10 protein-coding genes are annotated in these 18173 nt (G+C 60.5%); 6 read left to right on the forward strand and 4 right to left on the reverse strand.

What is annotated here, in order from left to right:
* Nucleotides 1–226: 226 nt before the first annotated feature.
* The 4 genes from KGB03_RS22275 (at nucleotide 227) to KGB03_RS22290 (ending at nucleotide 10560) form a co-directional block, all read left to right on the forward strand.
* Nucleotides 227–6262, forward strand: coding sequence for a S8 family serine peptidase (locus KGB03_RS22275; protein WP_223528968.1), 6036 nt, complete (start codon nucleotides 227–229; stop codon nucleotides 6260–6262).
* A gap of 252 nt (nucleotides 6263–6514) precedes the next feature.
* Entirely contained in the window at nucleotides 6515–7015 is a 501-nt protein-coding gene (locus KGB03_RS22280) for a sigma-70 family RNA polymerase sigma factor (RefSeq protein WP_218535530.1), read from the forward strand.
* Nucleotides 7016–7055: 40 nt separating this feature from the next.
* Nucleotides 7056–8039 carry a FecR family protein gene (locus KGB03_RS22285; RefSeq protein ID WP_223528971.1) on the forward strand — a complete coding sequence of 328 codons (984 nt, stop codon included), beginning with the start codon at nucleotides 7056–7058 and terminating at the stop codon, nucleotides 8037–8039.
* Nucleotides 8040–8136: 97 nt separating this feature from the next.
* The gene (locus KGB03_RS22290) at nucleotides 8137–10560 is read left to right on the forward strand and encodes a TonB-dependent siderophore receptor (protein WP_223528974.1); all 2424 of its coding nucleotides are present in this window, start codon (nucleotides 8137–8139) and stop codon (nucleotides 10558–10560) included.
* A 227-nt stretch (nucleotides 10561–10787) separates the two neighbouring features.
* Here the strand turns inward: KGB03_RS22290 and KGB03_RS22295 are convergent, their stop codons facing one another.
* Nucleotides 10788–11939, reverse strand: a complete 1152-nt coding sequence (locus KGB03_RS22295; protein ID WP_218535535.1) for an MFS transporter — start codon at nucleotides 11937–11939, stop codon at nucleotides 10788–10790.
* A 112-nt stretch (nucleotides 11940–12051) separates the two neighbouring features.
* Between KGB03_RS22295 and KGB03_RS22300 the strand changes: the two genes are divergently transcribed.
* On the forward strand, nucleotides 12052–13368 hold the full coding sequence (locus tag KGB03_RS22300; RefSeq protein ID WP_223528985.1) for an aromatic ring-hydroxylating oxygenase subunit alpha: 1317 nt from the start codon (nucleotides 12052–12054) through the stop codon (nucleotides 13366–13368).
* A 44-nt stretch (nucleotides 13369–13412) separates the two neighbouring features.
* Here KGB03_RS22300 and KGB03_RS22305 read toward each other — a convergent pair whose 3' ends face one another.
* Nucleotides 13413–14069: a carboxymuconolactone decarboxylase family protein gene (locus KGB03_RS22305; protein WP_223528977.1), complete on the reverse strand. Its 657-nt coding sequence runs from the start codon at nucleotides 14067–14069 to the stop codon at nucleotides 13413–13415.
* Nucleotides 14070–14294: 225 nt separating this feature from the next.
* Between KGB03_RS22305 and KGB03_RS22310 the strand changes: the two genes are divergently transcribed.
* Nucleotides 14295–15287: a diaminopimelate epimerase gene (locus KGB03_RS22310; protein ID WP_223528980.1), complete on the forward strand. Its 993-nt coding sequence runs from the start codon at nucleotides 14295–14297 to the stop codon at nucleotides 15285–15287.
* A 131-nt stretch (nucleotides 15288–15418) separates the two neighbouring features.
* Here KGB03_RS22310 and codA read toward each other — a convergent pair whose 3' ends face one another.
* Nucleotides 15419–16666, reverse strand: coding sequence for a cytosine deaminase (gene codA / locus KGB03_RS22315; protein ID WP_123368400.1), 1248 nt, complete (start codon nucleotides 16664–16666; stop codon nucleotides 15419–15421).
* Between the two features lie 13 nt (nucleotides 16667–16679).
* A complete protein-coding gene (codB, locus tag KGB03_RS22320) occupies nucleotides 16680–17951 on the reverse strand; it encodes a cytosine permease (protein WP_218535561.1) in 1272 nt (423 codons plus the stop codon).
* Nucleotides 17952–18173 lie beyond the last annotated feature (222 nt).

The raw sequence follows: 18173 nt of genomic DNA on the forward strand, positions 1-18173 counted from the left end.
GGGGTTAGATCTCCAACGCTGGAACTGGGCTGGGACTATCGGTGACGTTCTTTGGCCAGTGCTTGGCGGGTTGGGGCACGATTATGTGCAGATAACCGGTGATTCCAAAGCCGAATACAGCAAGCATCTTGTTATCGCAGTCCTGCAGAACTCTGCCGGTATCAACCGCTTTCTGGACAGAGACACGCCGCTCGACTCTTATCCAAAGTGGAAGCTCGCTCGCGAAATGGGTAAGTTACTTCCAGATGTTCTTTACCGTCTTTTTGACGGTTCGGCGGATGCGCCTGTCAGTGTGCCCTTGAACCCGGCATCTACAAACTTGATCAACATCGACATCAACCCATCCCCCCAACCCCAACAACACATCCAGGGTGAAAGCAAAGTCCAGCAAGACGTCGCCAACGGCTTCGTTCAAAACTCGGCGACGCACAGCGTCTTCGCTGTCGGCGGCATGCTCAATAAAACCGATTTCACCTCCACCCAGATGGCCAGTCTTGCCTCTGGCGGTGTCCGCCCTGGTGAGATGCAGCTGGACCCCAACGCTCGCCCCAACACTTACCTGTCGCAGTTCTACCCAACCCCGAGCGCAACAAAGCCGGATTTCAGCCTGCGCAGTGCGGTCACCCTGAACGGTTTGTCGGCAATGTCGACCTTCAACACGTACGTCGACCCGCTGTTGCTGGACCTGACCGGCAATGGCGTGCACATGACCGACATTCGCGACGGTGTGCTGTTTGATACCGACCACAGTGGCACGCTCAAACGCAGCGGCTGGGCGGATCGCACCACGGGCATGCTGGTGATTGACGATGGCAGTGGCCAGGTCAAAGACGTCAGCCAGATGTTCTCCGAGTATTACGGCGGCAAGGTCGGCGTCAACGGCGCGGCGGGCGAGGCAAAGTTCAAGGACGGTTTCGCGGCGTTGGCCAGTGAAGATGCGAACAAGGATGGCGTGATCGATCAGCGCGATCCGATCTGGAGCAAGTTGCGCGTCTGGGTTGACGGCACGCATGACGCCAAAGTCGATGGCGGTGAACTCAAGACGCTGGCCGAACTGGGAATCACCCAGATCAACGTCCGTGCGGTGGCATCTCCTCAAGCTGAGATGCGCGACGGTAACAAGGTGCTCGCCACCGGTTCGTTCACGATGAATGGCAAGAGCCAGGAAGCGTTGGCGGTGGATTTTCTGGGGGATCCGGTCAGCAATGTCGTGACCAGCCAAGGCACCGGTACGCGGGTGACCTCGACCACCAGCGGCAGCAACAGCCGCACCACCAGCGCTTATGCCAGCCAGAGCACCACCGGTGAAACCCTGGATGCGGCACAACTGGGCGTGAACAACCTGTATGGCGGCAGCGGCGACGATACCTTGATCGTGGCGCCGGCCGGTGGTTGGCTGGTGGGCGGGGTGGGCAGCAACACCTACAACGGCGGCGTGGGCGATGATGTGTTTGTCATCAGCGCCTCGGACAACCCGACCAACATCCATGGCAATGGCGGTCACGACACGGCGATTATCGTCGGTGACAAAGGCGTCGTGCTGAACATGGCCCGCGCTGGCCTGACCATCGCCCAAGGCGGTGGCGGCAACGACACGATCATGAGCGGTGGTACCGGCAGTGCCTTCATCAAGGGCGGTTCGGGCAACTCGACGTTGGTGGGTGGCTCGGGCAACGACGTGCTGGTCGGCGGCACCGGCCACAACACCATCATCGGCGGCAGCGGCAAAGCGGTGATTTATGCCGGGCCCCAGGGCGACACCATTTATGCCTCCGAAGGCGGCAGCATCATCCATGCCGGTGGCGGCGCCGATAAAATCTACGGCGGTGCCGGTAACGACATCATCGAAGTCGGCCACGGCAACGCGACCATCGACGGTGATGGCGGGATCAACCTGGTCACGCTGCACGGTACCCATGGCGACTACCGTATCACCCGCACCGCGACCGGTTATGAAGTGGCCGACAAGGTCGCCGGGCGTGACGGCACGGTGACGCTGAGCAACATCCAGAAGCTCAACTTCTCGGACATTTCCGCCGTTGACCTGCTGACTCCCAACGCGATGCCAGTGGCGGATGTGCTCACGCTCGACAAGGCCGGCAAGGCGTTCGATCGCACGCAGGCGCATCTGATCAGTGCTGAAAGCCTGTTGGCCAACGATCAGCGCCTTAACAGTCAGGGCGCGCTGCATATTGCCAACGTCGGTGACGCGGTCGGCGGCACGGTCAGCCTCACCGCCCAGGGCGATGTGTTGTTCACCCCGGACGCGCGTTACACCGGTCTGATCAGCTTCAAGTACGGTGTGGCCGATGCGGCGGGTAATCTTTCGGCGTCGGTGGTGGACCTCGGCAGCGGCCAGACGGCGCCGATGCGTGCCGGTGTGACCCTGCTGACGCCAGAGGTGCCGCTTGATCCTTTGGCGGCTCAGCAATGGTACTTGAGCGACACCCGTGTGCTGCCGGTCTGGAAGGACTACACCGGCAAAGGCGTGCGCATCGGTCAATTCGAGCCGGGTGGCCAGTTCGCCACCGCGCCGGAAATCTTTGATGTCGCGCACCCTGACCTGGCACCGAATATCGATCAGGCCTGGCTGCAAACGCAAAAGACCAACGGCACCTTGCCGGGGCTGGTATCCAACCACGCGACGATGGTGGCGGGCGTGATGGTCGGCGCGAAGAATGGCATCGGCGGCGTGGGCGTGGCCTACGACGCGAAACTCGGTGGTTACTACCTGGCCGGCAAGGGCGATGACCTGGCGGGACTGGGGCACATGGTCAGCTTCGACATTGCCAACAACAGCTGGGGCTTCAGCAATGACTTCGCCCTCAGCAGTTATCAGGACGGCCACTTCACCACCGCCACTGCGCTGAGCATGAATGCGCAGTACGCGGCGAGTAACGGTCGTGGCGGCCTGGGTACGATCATCGTTGCAGCGGGCGGCAACAGCCGTGCTACCGGTGGCAATGCCCAGGGTTCGCTGACCAACAACAATCGCTTCTCGGTAGAAGTGGGTGCGATCAACGCACAGGGCGATCTGTCGACCTTGCAGATTGGCTCCTCGCCATTTTCCAACCCGGGTGCGAGCCTTCTGGTGTCGGCACCGGGCAGCAATGTCGTGTCCACCAGCCACATGCTGGAAACCGAACGCGGCTCCACGTTCGGCAACGATTACTCCAGCATGCAAGGCACCAGTTTTGCCGCGCCGATTGTCTCCGGCATTGTTGCGTTGATGCTCGAAGCCAACCCGAATCTGGGTTATCGCGATGTGCAGCAGATCCTGGCGTTGTCGGCGCGCAAGATCAACGACTCGTCCACCCAATGGCGCGATAACGCTGCCCACGGCTGGAACGGTGGCGGCATGCACACCAGCAACGACTACGGTTTTGGTGAAGTCGATGCACGGGCCGCCGTGCGCTTGTCCGAAGCCTGGATGACCCAGAGCACCAGCGCCAACGAGTTCGTCTACAGTGCCTCCAGCGGTGCGCTCGGCAAGCCGTTGGCCGCGGGCGCGACGCTGACATCGTCCATCGCGATGCAGGCCGGTTTGAATGTCGAGCACGTCGAAATCGACTTTGATGCCCAGGTCGGGCGTCTGGGCGATCTGACGCTCAAGCTGATCTCCCCCGATGGAACCCAAAGCGTGTTGCTCAATCGTCAGGGCAAAGCCCCGGATGGCATGTCGGGCGCCAGTGCCTCCGACGTCGGCAGCACGCAGTCCGGGTCGTTCAAGTACACCTTCATGTCGACCCATGACTTCGGTGAGCGTTCGGCGGGTAACTGGACGCTGCAAGTAACCGATTCGGCATCCGGTCTGCCGGTGACGCTCAACGCCTGGTCGCTGCGTTTGTACGGCAGCAAAACCACGGCGGACGACACCTATTTCTACACCGATGAATACCTCAAGTCGGTGGTCGGGCAGGCTGATCGCGCGGTGCTGGATGACGCGGTCAATGGTCTGGCGGGCGGGCGCAATACTCTCAATGCGGCGGCTGTTTCGGGGGATAGCTCGGTCAACCTGCTGACCGGTGTCGCCAGCATCGGCGGCGCGGCGTTGACAGTGAAAAATCCGTCGGGCATTCAGAACATCGTCACTGGCGATGGCAACGACACACTGGTGGCCGGCAATTCCGATGCCTTGCTCGACGGCGGGCGTGGCAACAACACGCTGACGGGCGGTGCGGGCAAGGACATCTTTGTGGTCCATCGCCGTGAGGCGGGCAGCGATACCCTCGGCAACTTCGAGGCCGCTCGCGGTGAAATCGTCGATCTGGTGGGCTTTGCAGGGAAGACGTTCGCGGATCTGGTGCTGACGCAGCAGGGCGCGGACGTCAAGGTGGACCTGGGCAAGGGCCAGAGCCTCATCCTGAAGAACCAGGCGCTTGCCGGCCTCAGTGCAGCGAACTTCAAGTTCCAGGACACCTTTGTCGCGCCGACGGCTTACGTCAACAGCGACGCTTCGGCGGTCAAGCCGCAAGAGGGGCTGGGCACCGTGGTGCTTAACGGTGGCAGCAAAGGCGTGATGTACAGCAGCGATGCCCAGGGCAAACCGTTGGCTTCGCTCAACGGTACGATCTACAGCCATGACAGCGCGACTTCGGATGTGTTCGTGGTGGCGGCCCAGTCTGGCGTCAAGGATTACAACAACGCCTTGCGCGGGTTCCGTCACGGCATCGACAAGATCGACTTGCGCCAGACCGGCGTCACCGATTTCAGTCAGTTGATCATCGAGCACAAGAACCGCGCGACCTTCAATGGCCTGACGCAGATTCACGGGGTGTATGTGACGCGCATCGGTGCCCAGGGCAGCGATTCGAATACCAACCTGCTGTATCTGGATGCGCTGGATGTGGCGCAGATCAGTGCGACGGATTTCCTCTTTGCCGACCCTGCACCGGCTGTGGTGCCAACGGTCGGACCAGTGCCACCGGTGATCGAGCAGCCGACGGTCACCGTACCAGGAACGCTGACGCCGATTGTCGAGCGCCCTGGCGTCGACAAACCTTCGGTAGTCGCGCCGCTGCCTCCCATTGACCTGCACCCGACCATCAGCGTCCCGACCATTGATCCGGTGCTGCGACCTTCGGTCACGATTCCGGATTTCAAGCTTCCGGAAACCAAGACGATTGAGCAGATCCTGGCAGAGCGCGGTGTCAACCTGAACCCGACAGTGCCGGAGCATAAAACCATCGAGCAGATCCTTGCCGAACGTGATGCGAATCGCGGAGCGACCACGGTCCCCGTCCCGGAACGCAAAACCATCGAGCAGATTCTCGCCGAGCGCGGTGTCGGTTCGCTGGTGCCGTCGAAGCTGCCGGACATCGGTCCGGTCGGGCGGGATGTGGGCGGGCGTGAGCCGGTTGATATTCCGAGACCACGGCCGATTGTCATTCCGGATATCCCGACGATCGATATCGCTCATCGCGACCTTGATATCCCGGCGCGTCGACCAGTCACCGTTCCAGACCTCGTGAGTTTGCAAGATCCGCGCCTGAAGATCGATGACATCTGGGGCGCCGGGCAAACGGCGGACACCACGTTTGCGTCGATCCGGGACAGAATCCGTGGCGGTTCAACACCTTCGACAGCGGACCCTCTGCCGGTCGCCACCGACCCCAACGTCATGACGGTCAAAGGGTTCTTCGCCAATGTCACCGTGGGGGACGAGAGCAAGACCATCAATGTGGAGGCGTCCAGTGCCAAGGTGGTTGCCGGCAACGGTGACAATAAGGTGAATGTGACGGGCGGTCGGGCCGAGATCACGCTGGGTAATGGCAACAACGTGATTGCAGGGGACGTCAGCAAACTCACGGTCGGCCATGGCAACAACACCATTACCAACACCGGGTCCTTCACGGCGGTGAAACTGGGGGATGGCAATAACAAGGTCCTGGTGAGCGGCAACATGCCGACGGTGGAAGTCGGGCACGGGGTCAACGACCTTGAGTTCAGCGGGGGGATGGGGCAGTTGGTGTTCGGTAAGGACATCAGCCCTGATCGTCTGTGGTTCCAGCACGAAGGGCGGGACCTGCAGATCTCGGTCATTGGCAGCAAGCAGGAGGTCACGCTGCATAACTGGTATGCCGATACCCCAGAACGTCCACGCGACATCATGACTGGAGATCGCCATCGGTTGTTGGGCAGTGATGTCGAGCACCTGGTCCAGGCCATGGCGTCGTTCGCGCCGGCGGCACCTGCAAACATGACCTTCGGTGCTGCCGAACAACAGGTATTGCAGCCTGTGCTGGCGGCCAACTGGATGTAGCTTCACGTTAACCCGGTAACACGGCCCGCGATGGTTATCGCGGGCCTTCGACCGTATCGTTCGAGACCGGTCATGGCCTCATGAGACCCCCTTTGTGGCCCCGGAGCCCTCAACGCCAGACCCGGTGAATCATCTATTTGCAGGATTCGTCATTTCTTCTGAAGGACGACAGCTACTACGGTCCGTTAATCCCATTGCTTCCTGTTAATAGGAAGCATTACTATTCGCACCCCGTCTTCACAGCACACCGCAATGACCCCCAAGCTGCCCCGCAGACACGGCTTTTTCGAGCATTACGAAGAGTTGGTCGGGACCTGGACCCGTCGCCTGAGAAATCGTCAGCAGGCCGAGGACCTGGCCCATGACACCTTCGTGAGGGTGCTTGAGTCCGATTCGGCGACGGTTGCACAACCTCGGGCGTATTTGCACCAGACCGCGCGCAACATCGCGGTGGATGGTTATCGGCGGGAGGATCGTCGGGGCGCCATGGAGTCGGAGGCGATTGATCACAGGGTGTCGTCGTCCGGCGACCCGGAGCATTTCATGCAGGCGATCCAGTTGGCTGACTCCATCGAACGGGCGCTCACCGAGTTGCCGGTCAACTGCCGCAAGGTGTTTGTCTGGCAGAAGATCGAAGGCCTGACCCAGGCCGAAATCGCCGAACGCCTGGGTCTGTCCAAGAACATGGTGGAAAAGTATATGATCCGCACGCTGCGGCATCTGCGCGACCGCCTTGACGGATTGCAGCCATGATCGGCGGTGCCTTCTTATCCCCAGCCAAACAGGAACTTCCATGATGGATACTCGTGATTGTGCGTGCGGGCAAACAATGGTTCGCGACGGGGCGGCGCGATGGTTTGTGCGTTTGCAGGAACCTGCGATCAATGTCGAAGAGGCCCGGCATTTCGAAGCCTGGCTGGACGAACACCCTCAGCATCGCGACGAGTTCCAGTTGCTCCAGGGCTTGTGGTCGGCGGCGGATTTGCTGCCGGCGGCGCGTCTGCAAACCTTGTGTGAAACCCCGCCGGCGCGCAACAAGCGCCGTCCGGTAGTGCGTTATGCAGTGGCCGCCAGTGTGTTGGCCGTCGCGCTCGGCTTGGGGTTGTTCAGCGGTTTGAATCACCCGGCGATCTACACCGCCGAATTTTCCACTGCCCTGGGCGAGCGACGTCATGTGGCGTTGCCGGACGGTTCGGTGATCGACCTGAACAGCCGCAGTCGCGTTCAGGTGCGCTATGAAAACGACCGCCGCAGCATCGAGCTGACGCAGGGCGAAGCGATGTTCAGCGTCGAGCACGACACCCGCCGGCCCTTCGTGGTCGAGGCGGGCAGCGGCAAGGTCACGGTTACCGGCACCCGTTTTGATGTGCGCCGCGACACCGCCCAAACCCGGGTCGTGGTGGAGCAGGGCACCGTCAAGGTTCAGGGTCGCACAGCGGCGGACAGCGATTTCATCAGCCTCACGGCCGGCCTCGGCACGCACATCGATGCCCAGGGCAAAGTGGCCGCTGCCTACGCGGTCAATCCTGTCGAGCTGACCGCCTGGCGCAGCGGCAAACTGGTGTTCACCAACGCCAGACTCAGCGACGTCGCCGAGGAAGTCTCGCGCTATCGCGAGAAACCGCTCACCGTCGACAACGACAAAGTGGGCAATCTGCGCCTGACCAGCGTGTTCAAATCCGACAACACCGACGCACTGCTCAAGGCCTTGCCGAGCATTCTGCCGGTGGCCGTACGCACCCTCGATGACGGCAGTCAGGAAATAATTTCAAAATAAATTCAGGTTTTTTTCGAGTTGATCGTCTTCCTGTCCAACTGCAACTGGTTTGCATTAACAAGCGCACACTCTTGCGATCCACAGGACTACGTTCGACGTGAAAAAATCCACCACTAAAAACAACAAATCACCTTGGTTGCGCCTCGCTCTCGCCCTGGCTGTCGCCGCGGCGTTGCCCCAGGCTTTTGCCGCCGACGCGATTCACATTCCGGCGCAACCCCTGGGTCAGGCCCTGAGTGAACTGGGCCAGCAAACCTCGCTGCAGGTGTTCTTCAGCCCTGAGCTGGTCGCCGGCAAACAGGCTCCGGCGGTGGACGGCAACCTTTCGCCGGAAGACGCGCTGCGCCAACTGCTGCAAGGCAGCGGTCTGCAATACCAGATCGACGAAGGTTCGGTCACGTTGATGCCGGCTCCGATTTCGGCTGCCAACGGCCCTTTGGAACTGGGCGTGACCGACATCAAGGTGGTCGGCAATTGGCTCGGCGACGCCGATGCCGCCGTGGTGCAGAACCACCCCGGCGCCCGTACGGTGATTCGCCGTGAAGCAATGGCCGAGCAGGGCGCGATGAACGTCGGCGACGTGCTGAAGCGCGTGCCCGGTGTGCAAGTGCAGGACGCCAACGGCACCGGCGGCAGCGACATTTCCTTGAACGTCGGCGTGCGCGGCCTGACTTCACGCCTGTCGCCACGCTCCACCGTGCTGATTGACGGCGTGCCGGCAGCGTTCGCCCCGTACGGCCAACCGCAATTGTCCATGGCGCCGATTTCCTCCGGCAACCTTGACAGCATCGACGTGGTTCGCGGCGCCGGCTCCGTACGTTACGGGCCGCAGAACGTCGGTGGCGTGATCAACTTCGTCACTCGCGCGATTCCGGAAAAAGCCACCGGTGAAATCGGCTCGACCCTGGAAACCTCCCGGCACGGTGGCTGGAAGCACATCGACACGGCGTTTCTCGGCGGCACCGCGGACAACGGCATCGGCATGGCGCTGCTGTACTCGGGCGTGAACGGCAACGGTCACCGTGAACGCAACAACGGCAACGACATCGACGACGTGATCCTCAAGACCCACTGGGCACCCACCGATGTGGACGATTTCAGCCTCAACTTTCACTACTACGACGCCAGCGCCGACATGCCCGGCGGCCTGACCCAGGCGCAGTACGACGCCGATCCGTTCCAGTCCGACCGCAACAACGACAACTTCAGTGGCCGCCGCAAGGACGTCTCGTTCAAGTGGGCACGACAGATCGACGACCGCACCCAGGCCGAAGTGCTGACCTACTATTCCGACAGCTTCCGTGGCAGCAACATCGCCGCTCGCGATCAGAAAACCCTCGGCTCGTTCCCGCGTACTTACTACACCTTCGGGATTGAACCGCGGGTCTCCCGTGTGTTTGACGTCGGCCCGACCACCCAGGAAGTCAGTGTCGGTTATCGCTACCTCAAGGAAGGCATGCACGAAGAGGCGAGCCGCCTGGCGCTGGTCAACAACGAGCCGGTCGTGACCAAGAGCTCGGACGGTCATGTGTATCAGGACCGCACCGGTGGCACTGAAGCCAACTCGGTGTACGTCGATAACAAAATCGACGTCGGCAACTGGACCATCACCCCCGGCATCCGCTTTGAACACATCAGCACCGACTGGCACGACCGCCCGGTGCTCGACACCGCCGGCAAACCGGTGCTGGAAAAGAACCGCAGCATCGAAAGCAACGAGCCACTGCCGGCCCTGAGCGTGATGTATCACGTCTCGGAAGAGTGGAAGCTGTTCGCCAACTACGAAACCTCGTTCGGCAGCCTGCAGTATTTCCAGCTGGGCCAGGGTGGCGCGGGTGACAACACCGCCAATGGCCTGGAACCGGAAAAGGCCAAGACCTACGAGGTCGGCACGCGCTACAACAATGATGTGTGGGGCGGGGAAGTGACGCTGTTCTACATCGACTTCGATAAAGAGCTGCAATACATCAGCAACGATGCGGGCTGGACCAACCTCGGCGCGACCACGCACCAGGGCCTCGAAGCCTCGGTGCACTACGACATGGCGGCACTGGACCCACGGCTCGACGGCCTGACCGCCAACGCTGGTTTCACCTACACGCGTGCTGTTTATGAAGGCGAGATCCCGGGCTTCAAGGGCCGTGACCTGCCGTTCTACTCGCGTCAGGTGGCGACTGCCGGCCTGCGTTACGACATCAATCGCTGGACCTACAACCTCGATGCCTTTGCCCAGTCCAAGCAGCGTTCGCCGGGCGTGGCTGTGAACGCTGATGGCAGTTTCACCAACAACTACATCACCGAAGGCACCGCGGACGGCCAGTACGGCGACATCCCGGGTTACGTCACCTGGAACGTGCGCGGCGGTTATGACTTCGGCGCGCAGCTGTCGAATTTGAAAGTCGGTGCCGGGGTGAAGAACATTTTCGACAAGCAGTACTTCACGCGTTCCAGCGACAACAACTCGGGGATGTACGTTGGCGCACCGCGCACGTTCTTTGTGCAGGCCAGCGTCGGGTTCTGATAGACCCGGCTGCCCACACTTGATCCATGCCGAACACAAGTTTTGTGTTCATTGAAGATCCACTGTGGGAGCGGGCTTGCTCGCGAAGGCGGCCGTCCAGTTGATAAAGACGTCGCCTGACACACCGCTTTCGCGAGCAAGCCCGCTCCCACATTTGATCCATGCCGTACACAAATTTTGTGTTCACAGAAGATCCCCTGTGGGAGCAAGGCTTGCCCGCGATGCTTTTAGACCTTCAACACCTTTCCGCCAATGGCCACCGCTACCAGCAACACCGCCATCAACCCGAAGGCAAAACTCAAACTGCTGCCATGGGCGATAAACCCGATCAACGCAGGCCCCGCGAGAATGCCGGCGTAGCCCAACGTGGTAATGGCTGGCACGGCGACGCTTTCGGGCATCACCGTCTGTTTGCCCACTGCGGTGTACAGCACCGGCACAATGTTCGAACAACCCGCCCCCAACAATGCATAACCCACCAGCGCCGCTTCCCAGCTCGGGGCGAAGGTCGCCACAAACAGGCCCGTTGCGGCCGTCAACCCACCGAGCACAATCACCCGCGTGGCGCCGAGACGACGCACGATCGAATCACCGGTCAAACGCCCGACGGTCATGGTCAACGCAAACGCCGCGTAACCCAGTCCCGCATACGCGGTGTCGATCCCGCGTTCCTGCGCCAGGAACACCGCGCTCCAGTCGAGCGCCGCGCCTTCGGCGAGGAACACGATGAAACACATCCCGCCGATGAACAGCACGATGCCATGGGGAACGGCAAACGCCGGCCCCGAACTTTCGCTGCCGTAAGGCAAGAGGTGCGGCGCGGCCTTGGCCAGGGCGATCAGCAGCATCACGATCACCACCAGCGTCGCCCCCAGCGGTGAAACCCCGAAGCCGAGCAGGGCGCTGACGCCCGCCGCACCGACAATCCCGCCGAGGCTGAACAGCCCATGGAAGCCCGACATCATGGTCTTGCCGCTGGCCCGTTCGACGATCACCGCTTGCAGGTTCACCGTCGAATCCACCGTGCCCAGCCCCGCGCCGAACATGAACAACGCAGCAATCAACGCCGGAATCGACGTCACCGTCGCCAACAGCGGCAGGGCCGCGCAGATCAGCAACACCCCGGCGCTCACCACCCGGCGACAGCCGAAACGCGTGGCCAAAAGCCCCGCCATCGGCATCGCCAGAATCGACCCCACCCCCAGGCACAACAGCAGCAAACCGAGCGTCCCTTCATCCAGCCCGGCCCGAGCCTTGGCATAAGGCACCAACGGCGCCCACGCGGCGATGCCGAAACCGGCAATGAAAAAGGCGATGCGCGTGGACATCTGTTCCAGGCGTCCGGGAACAAATGCGGTTTGAGTGTTGAGGTTGGTCATATCAATCCTTGGCAAAAAACGTCGCGTACCCAAGGGACAGTGATCGACCTGCGAGGGTTCGATATTCAGTCCGCGGGATTGGCAGTCAGGCAGGGCGCCATCGTTGCACAGCGTGACCCTCTGCCGCGAGCGCAAGTGCCGACATTGTCCGGTTGGTCTGCCCGAGCTACCTGATACTTCTGACAGTTACGGCGTGTTTTTTTTGCGAGTAAAACGAAGGTTGGCGTTCGATGCATCGACGACGTTGCTGCCAGGACAGTTTGGAGGCGATATGGACCATCCCACTCAGGTTTCACTATCAAGGACGTTGCTGGCGATGATTGAACAGCGCCAGACAAGCATGGCCAATGACATTTTTTTGAATCCTGTCGAGTCCTATACGAGCCTCGATCAGCAGCGTCAGGAACAACAGCACGTGTTTGGCTCGCGACCATTGATGATAGGCCTTGGTGGTCAATTGGCTTACCCCGGTGACTTTCTGACTGACGATTTAAGCGGTGTGCCTGTTCTGGTTGTGCGCGACAACAACGGATCATTGAATGCGTTTATCAATGTTTGCCGACATCGCGGGGCGAGGCTGTTGAACGGATCGGGGAACATCGCGGGTGCGATGATCTGTCCCTATCACGGTTGGGCCTATGGTCTGGATGGTCAGTTGCAGCGACTGAATCCGCCTGGCAGCTTTGAGGGATTAAGTTGCACCGAGCGTAATCTGACGCGCCTGAGTGTTCTGGAACAGCATGGGCTGATCTGGGTGCATCCGACGCCGGGAGGGCAGATCGATGAAGCTCAAACACTTGGCCTGTTGACCCATGAGGTCCAGTGTTTTGGTTTTCAGCATTACTCGCACTACCAAACGAGGCGTTTACGCAGGCGCTTTAATTGGAAGGTCGTTGTCGATACGTTTCTGGAGAACTGGCATTTTTCAACTCTGCATCGGCAAACGGTGCTACCGATCTTTTTACCGGGCATCAGCCATTTCGAAGGCTGTGGGCAGCATCTGCGGTTGATCATGCCGCGTCGCTCTATCGTCGAACTGTTCGATCAGCCCGAAGAGCAATGGGACTTGCTCCGGCATTCGGCAATTATGTACGTGCTGTTCCCCAACACACTTCTGGTCTGGCAGGGCGATCATCTGGAGGTGTGGCGGGTGTTTGCGGCAGGCCCTCGCTGTGTCGATCAATGCTTGATCGAAGTGTCTTTGCACGTTCCTGCGGCACCAACGTCGGCAAAAGAGAAAACCCATTGGGATAAAAACATGATCCTTCTTATGGACACAGTCGATGGCGAAGACTTTCAATTGGCAAAATATTTACAAAAAGGCTACGCATCCCACGCTCAGCAATACCTGACATTCGGCAGAAATGAGCCGGCGCTTCAACATTTCCATCGTGCGATCCGGGCAGCGATCGATGAAGGGGAAAATTGACGGTAAAAAAAACGTCGATGCATTTTTCCCGTAGTAACGAGACGTCAACGAGCAACAAAACGCCTCACCTCGACGACCTGAGTCCCTTCCACCTGAACATGCAAAAGCGCTGCTGGAAGGGAATGCTCACCGTCGAAACACTCAATAATCACGGTTTTGGCCGCTGTCGCCTGCACCGAAAGAGGGTGTGATTGGCGCAACAGGCGTTTGATCGCGGCACTCAGGGGAATGGGCGAATGGCCCTTGCGAACTTGCTCGCAAAACGCCAGCGCCACCTCGCGCGGTGCAGGCGGGGGCGGCGAAACCATTCCTGCTTCATCAAACAGTCGGTTGAGCTGGTCGGCCGCGGACACGGCTCTCGGGAAACCGGCGAATGCTGAAGCTTGCAGCAATATCCCTGTCATCTCTCCCGGTGCGAGCCCCGAAGCCAACCCCGTCTTGAAATGCACACTCAAGGGTGGCCCCACCATGCCGGCCGCGACAATTGCGGCGAACGATACCGCTTCGCGCAGACGTGGGTCCAAGTCCGGACGGCCATGCAAGTAACCGTAAACAACGCCGACCGCCAGCTCACCCAGGGCCGGAACCGTTCGAAAGAGTGCGTCCAGGCGGGCGCCTCCGTCTGGCACCAGGTCGATAAAGGTTTTCCGGCCCTCGCGGTACAGCGTGGGTATGGGAGAGTCTGGGTGTTTGCTGCTCATGGGGTGTTCCGAGCATGAATAAAGAATTTCACTCTGAGCCCGGTCAGAAAGATTGTCTGCTGTCATAAGTGACAGGTTCAGCAGATTTGTTTGCAATAAGAGGTGATCGGTCTATAACGGAAATGCTTGCGGAACGCCTTGCGCGTTTACGCCCGGGCGGTATTTCATCGCCGGACATTGACGCCTAAAGTACAGGCATTTTCTGGCTGACTTCAGGACCGATCCATGACGCCGTTCTACGATGCTCGAGGCAATATCTATGCGGTTGTGGCGCCTGACGCCGTGCGCCGGGGCGGTATCGATCTGCCCGAGCAGGCCAGTCGCGCTGCGCAAATTCGTGCGGCATGGACGGTTTCGGCTATCGAGGCCTTCTGTGGCTGGGCACCCGGCACACAACCGCCAGGCAGCAAGGATCATCGCTGCGATGGCTTACTGATCGGGCCGTTTCAAGACTCGCCACCGTTTGACCTGCTGATCGTCAACACCGACGGCACTCTTGCCGAGCGCAGTGGCAATGGATTGACGATTTTCTCTCAAGCTCTGAGTGAACAAGGGCTGCTGCCGGGGGACGAGGTTTGTTTGCTCAGGGTTCATCACGACAAGGCTGATGCGGTTTCACCGGTGGGCACGTCGGTGAAACCGGCCGAGGTCGAGGGTGTGAAAGGGTTTTGGCTGGATCTGGGCAGACCCTCGTTCGGGCCTGACGCGGTGGGGGCAAAAGGGGTTGATGATGTGCTGTTGAACGATCGCGCTGTCTGCCATGTGCAGGCGTTGTCGGCGCTTGATTCCTCCTGGTCTCGCAGCCAGTTCGTGCGTATCGGCAATCCGCATTGTGTGACGCTTTTAGACAACGCCGATGCATTGCCGAGCAATGAGCAGATGCGTGAGCCGGGGTTGTCCGAAGGGTTGACGCGTATCGCTTACGCCACACCGACCGGGGCGGGGGAGCCGTGTGCTGCTGGGGTGAATCTGCAATGGGCGATGCATGAGTCTGAAGGGCGAGTCGTCGCGCGGGTATTCGAGCGCGGAGAAGGGCCGACGGCGTCGTCGGGCACCAGCGCCAGTGCGGTGGCTTGCGCGGCGTGGCGGGTGGGTTGGGTCAGTGCCGGGGAGGTGAAGGTGGTCATGCCTGGGGGTACTGCACCGATTCTTCTGGAGGAGGAGCAGGGTGAGTTGAGTCGGGTCAGGTTGTTTGGTACGGCGCGGTTGATGAGTTGATTGTTAGATCGCCTTCGCGAGCAAGCCCGCTCCCACAGTTGATCTGTGTGTTGCACACTACTTGTGTCCACAGAAGATCCAATGTGGGAGCGGGCTTGCTCGCGAAGGCGTCAGCCCAGCCAACGCAAATCTCAGCTCTGATCGCCGAAGAACTCCACCACCGGCATCTGCCGCTTCATCAACACCTTGCCATCGCGCACCGAATACAGCGGCAGGCCTTGGCTGCGGATCACCTCGTAATCGCTGTCCGCCGACAGAATCAGCAAATTCGCTGGCCGCCCGCGTTCCAGTCCATAACGATCACCCAGGTTCATGGCCTTGGCGCTGTTGTCGGTGACCAGGTCCAGCGCGCTTTGCAGGTTGCGGTAACCGAGCATGTGGCAGATGTGCAGGCCGGCTTCGAGCACTCGCAAGATATTTCCGTTGCCCAGCGGGTACCACGGATCGACGATCGAGTCCTGACCAAAACACACGTTCATCCCCGCTTCCAGCAACTCATTCACTCGGGTCACGCCACGGCGTTTCGGGAAGTTGTCGAAGCGCCCTTGCAGGTGAATGCTTTCGGTGGGGCAGGAGACAAAACTGATCCCCGAATGCCCGAGCAGGCGAAACAGTTTGGCGCAGTAAGCGTTGTCGTAAGAGCCCATCGCCGTGGTGTGGCTGGCGGTGACCCGTGAGCCCATGTCGCGGCTGCGGGCTTCTTCAGCCAGCACCTCAAGAAAGCGCGAGTGTGGGTCGTCGGTTTCATCGCAATGCACATCCACCAGGCAACCGGTGCGCTCGGCCAGGTCCATCAGGAATTTGACTGAACTCACGCCTTGATCGCGGGTGTACTCGAAATGCGGAATACCGCCGACCACATCGGCGCCCATGCGGATCGCTTCTTCCATCAACTCGCGACCGTTGCGGTACGACTCGATGCCTTCCTGTGGGAACGCAACGATCTGCATGTCGATCAGATGACGGCTTTCCTCACGCACTTCGAGCATCGCCTTGAGCGCGGTGAGCTGCGGGTCGGTGACGTCGACGTGGGTACGCACGTGCTGGATGCCGTGGGCGGCGAGGGTCTGGATGGTTTTCTTGGCGCGGGTTTTGGTGTCCTCTTCGGTGATGGTCACCTTGCGCTCGCCCCAGCACTCGATGCCTTCGAACAGCGTGCCGCTCATGTTCCAGCGCGGTTCGCCGGCGGTGAGCGTAGCGTCGAGGTGGATGTGTGGCTCGACGAAGGGGGGCACCACCAGGTTGCCGCCGGCGTCCAGATCATCGGGGCCCAGGGTCGGGGCTTCGGTCTGTCGGGCGATGTTGCTGATCAGGCCGTTTTCCAGGTGCAACTCATGCAGGCCATCTTGGTTGCGCAGGCGGGCATTGATGATGTGCATCAGGCGAATCCTTTTATAGATCTTGTAATGGTGCATTGGCAGTCCGGGCACCCAGCACGCCGGTCAGTACCACATACGTTAACGCGGCAGCGGCAATTCCTACCAGCGGCGCGACCCACGGTGAACTGAACGCGGTCACGGTGCCGACTGCGTAGGCGGCCAAACCGGGCCAATTGAACGCCGGCAAACGGGCATCGGCCAGACGTGGATATTGACCACGATAGCGGTAGAAGAAGTCCGCCATGATCACGCCGCCAATCGGCGGAATCACAGTGCCCAGCAGAATCAGGTAGGGCACCAGCATGTCGTACATGCCCAGCAGTGCCAGCAGCGTGCCGATCACCGCGCCTGCCAGGGTCACGGTTTTGCGACGGCCAGTGCGCAGCAGGTTGCAACCGGCGACGGCGAAGTTGTAGATGGTGTTGTCCTGGGTGCTCCAGATATTGAGCAGCAACATCGCCATCGCCGCCATGGCGAAGCCTTGCAACAGCAACACTTCGACCACGTCCGGTTGCTGGTAGACGATGGCGCCATAGGCCCCGATCAACACCATCAGGCCGTTGCCGATGAAGAAGCCGATCAGGCTCGCCAGCACCGCGACGCGGGCTGAACGGGAGAAACGCGTCCAGTTGGTTGCCTGGGTTGCGCCGCTGACAAAGGTGCCGAACACCAGGGTAATCGCAGTCGACCAATCCAGTGTTCCCGTCGGGACTACCGCGAGCAATCCGTCGAGGCCGCCGACCTTCACCGTGGCCACCCACATCGACAGCATCAGCAGCAACATCATCGCCGGTACGGCGATGTACGACAGAATCTCCAGGCCGCGATAACCCACATACGCGGTCGCGCAAAACACCAGGCCGAACAGCACCATCAGCCCGAGAACGGTGCCCTCGCTCAATTCGAAATACTTGCCCAGCACCACGGCGGCAGTGGCTGTGCCCCAGGCGTACCAGCCGATCTGGGTAAAGCCGAGGATCAGGTCGCTGAGCTTGCTGCCCACTTCACCGAAGCAAAAGCGTCCCATCAGCACCGAGTTCAGACCGCTCTTGAAGGCGATGTAACCCAGGCCGGCAGCGTAGATCCCCAGCAGCAGATTGCCGACGATAATCACCGCCATCATCTCGCCGAAACTGAACGCCACACCGAGCTTGCCGCCGGCAAACATGGTCGCGGTAAAAAAGGTGAAACCCAGCAGCACCATGGCCGTTGAGGCCAGGCCTTTGCGGGCATGCATCGGGACTTCGCTGAGGGGGTAATCGTTGCCGGGATCGTTCTGCGTCATGGGGCGTTCCTTGCTGAATGAGTGACGCGGGGGCGTGTTGCAGTGGTCGTGCCAAGCGTGGGGTGGTGTAGTTATTTATAGCCGAGCCGACGGAGTTGGCTTGAGGAAGGGCGCGAAAGAGGTGCACCTGAAGGAACACAGAACCATGTGGGAGCGGGCTTGCTCGCGAAAGCGGTGTGTCAGTCACAGCAGATGTCGACTGATACACCGCTTTCGCGAGCA

Source organism: Pseudomonas sp. BF-B-26 (assembly GCF_019956495.1).
Classification (GTDB): domain Bacteria; phylum Pseudomonadota; class Gammaproteobacteria; order Pseudomonadales; family Pseudomonadaceae; genus Aquipseudomonas.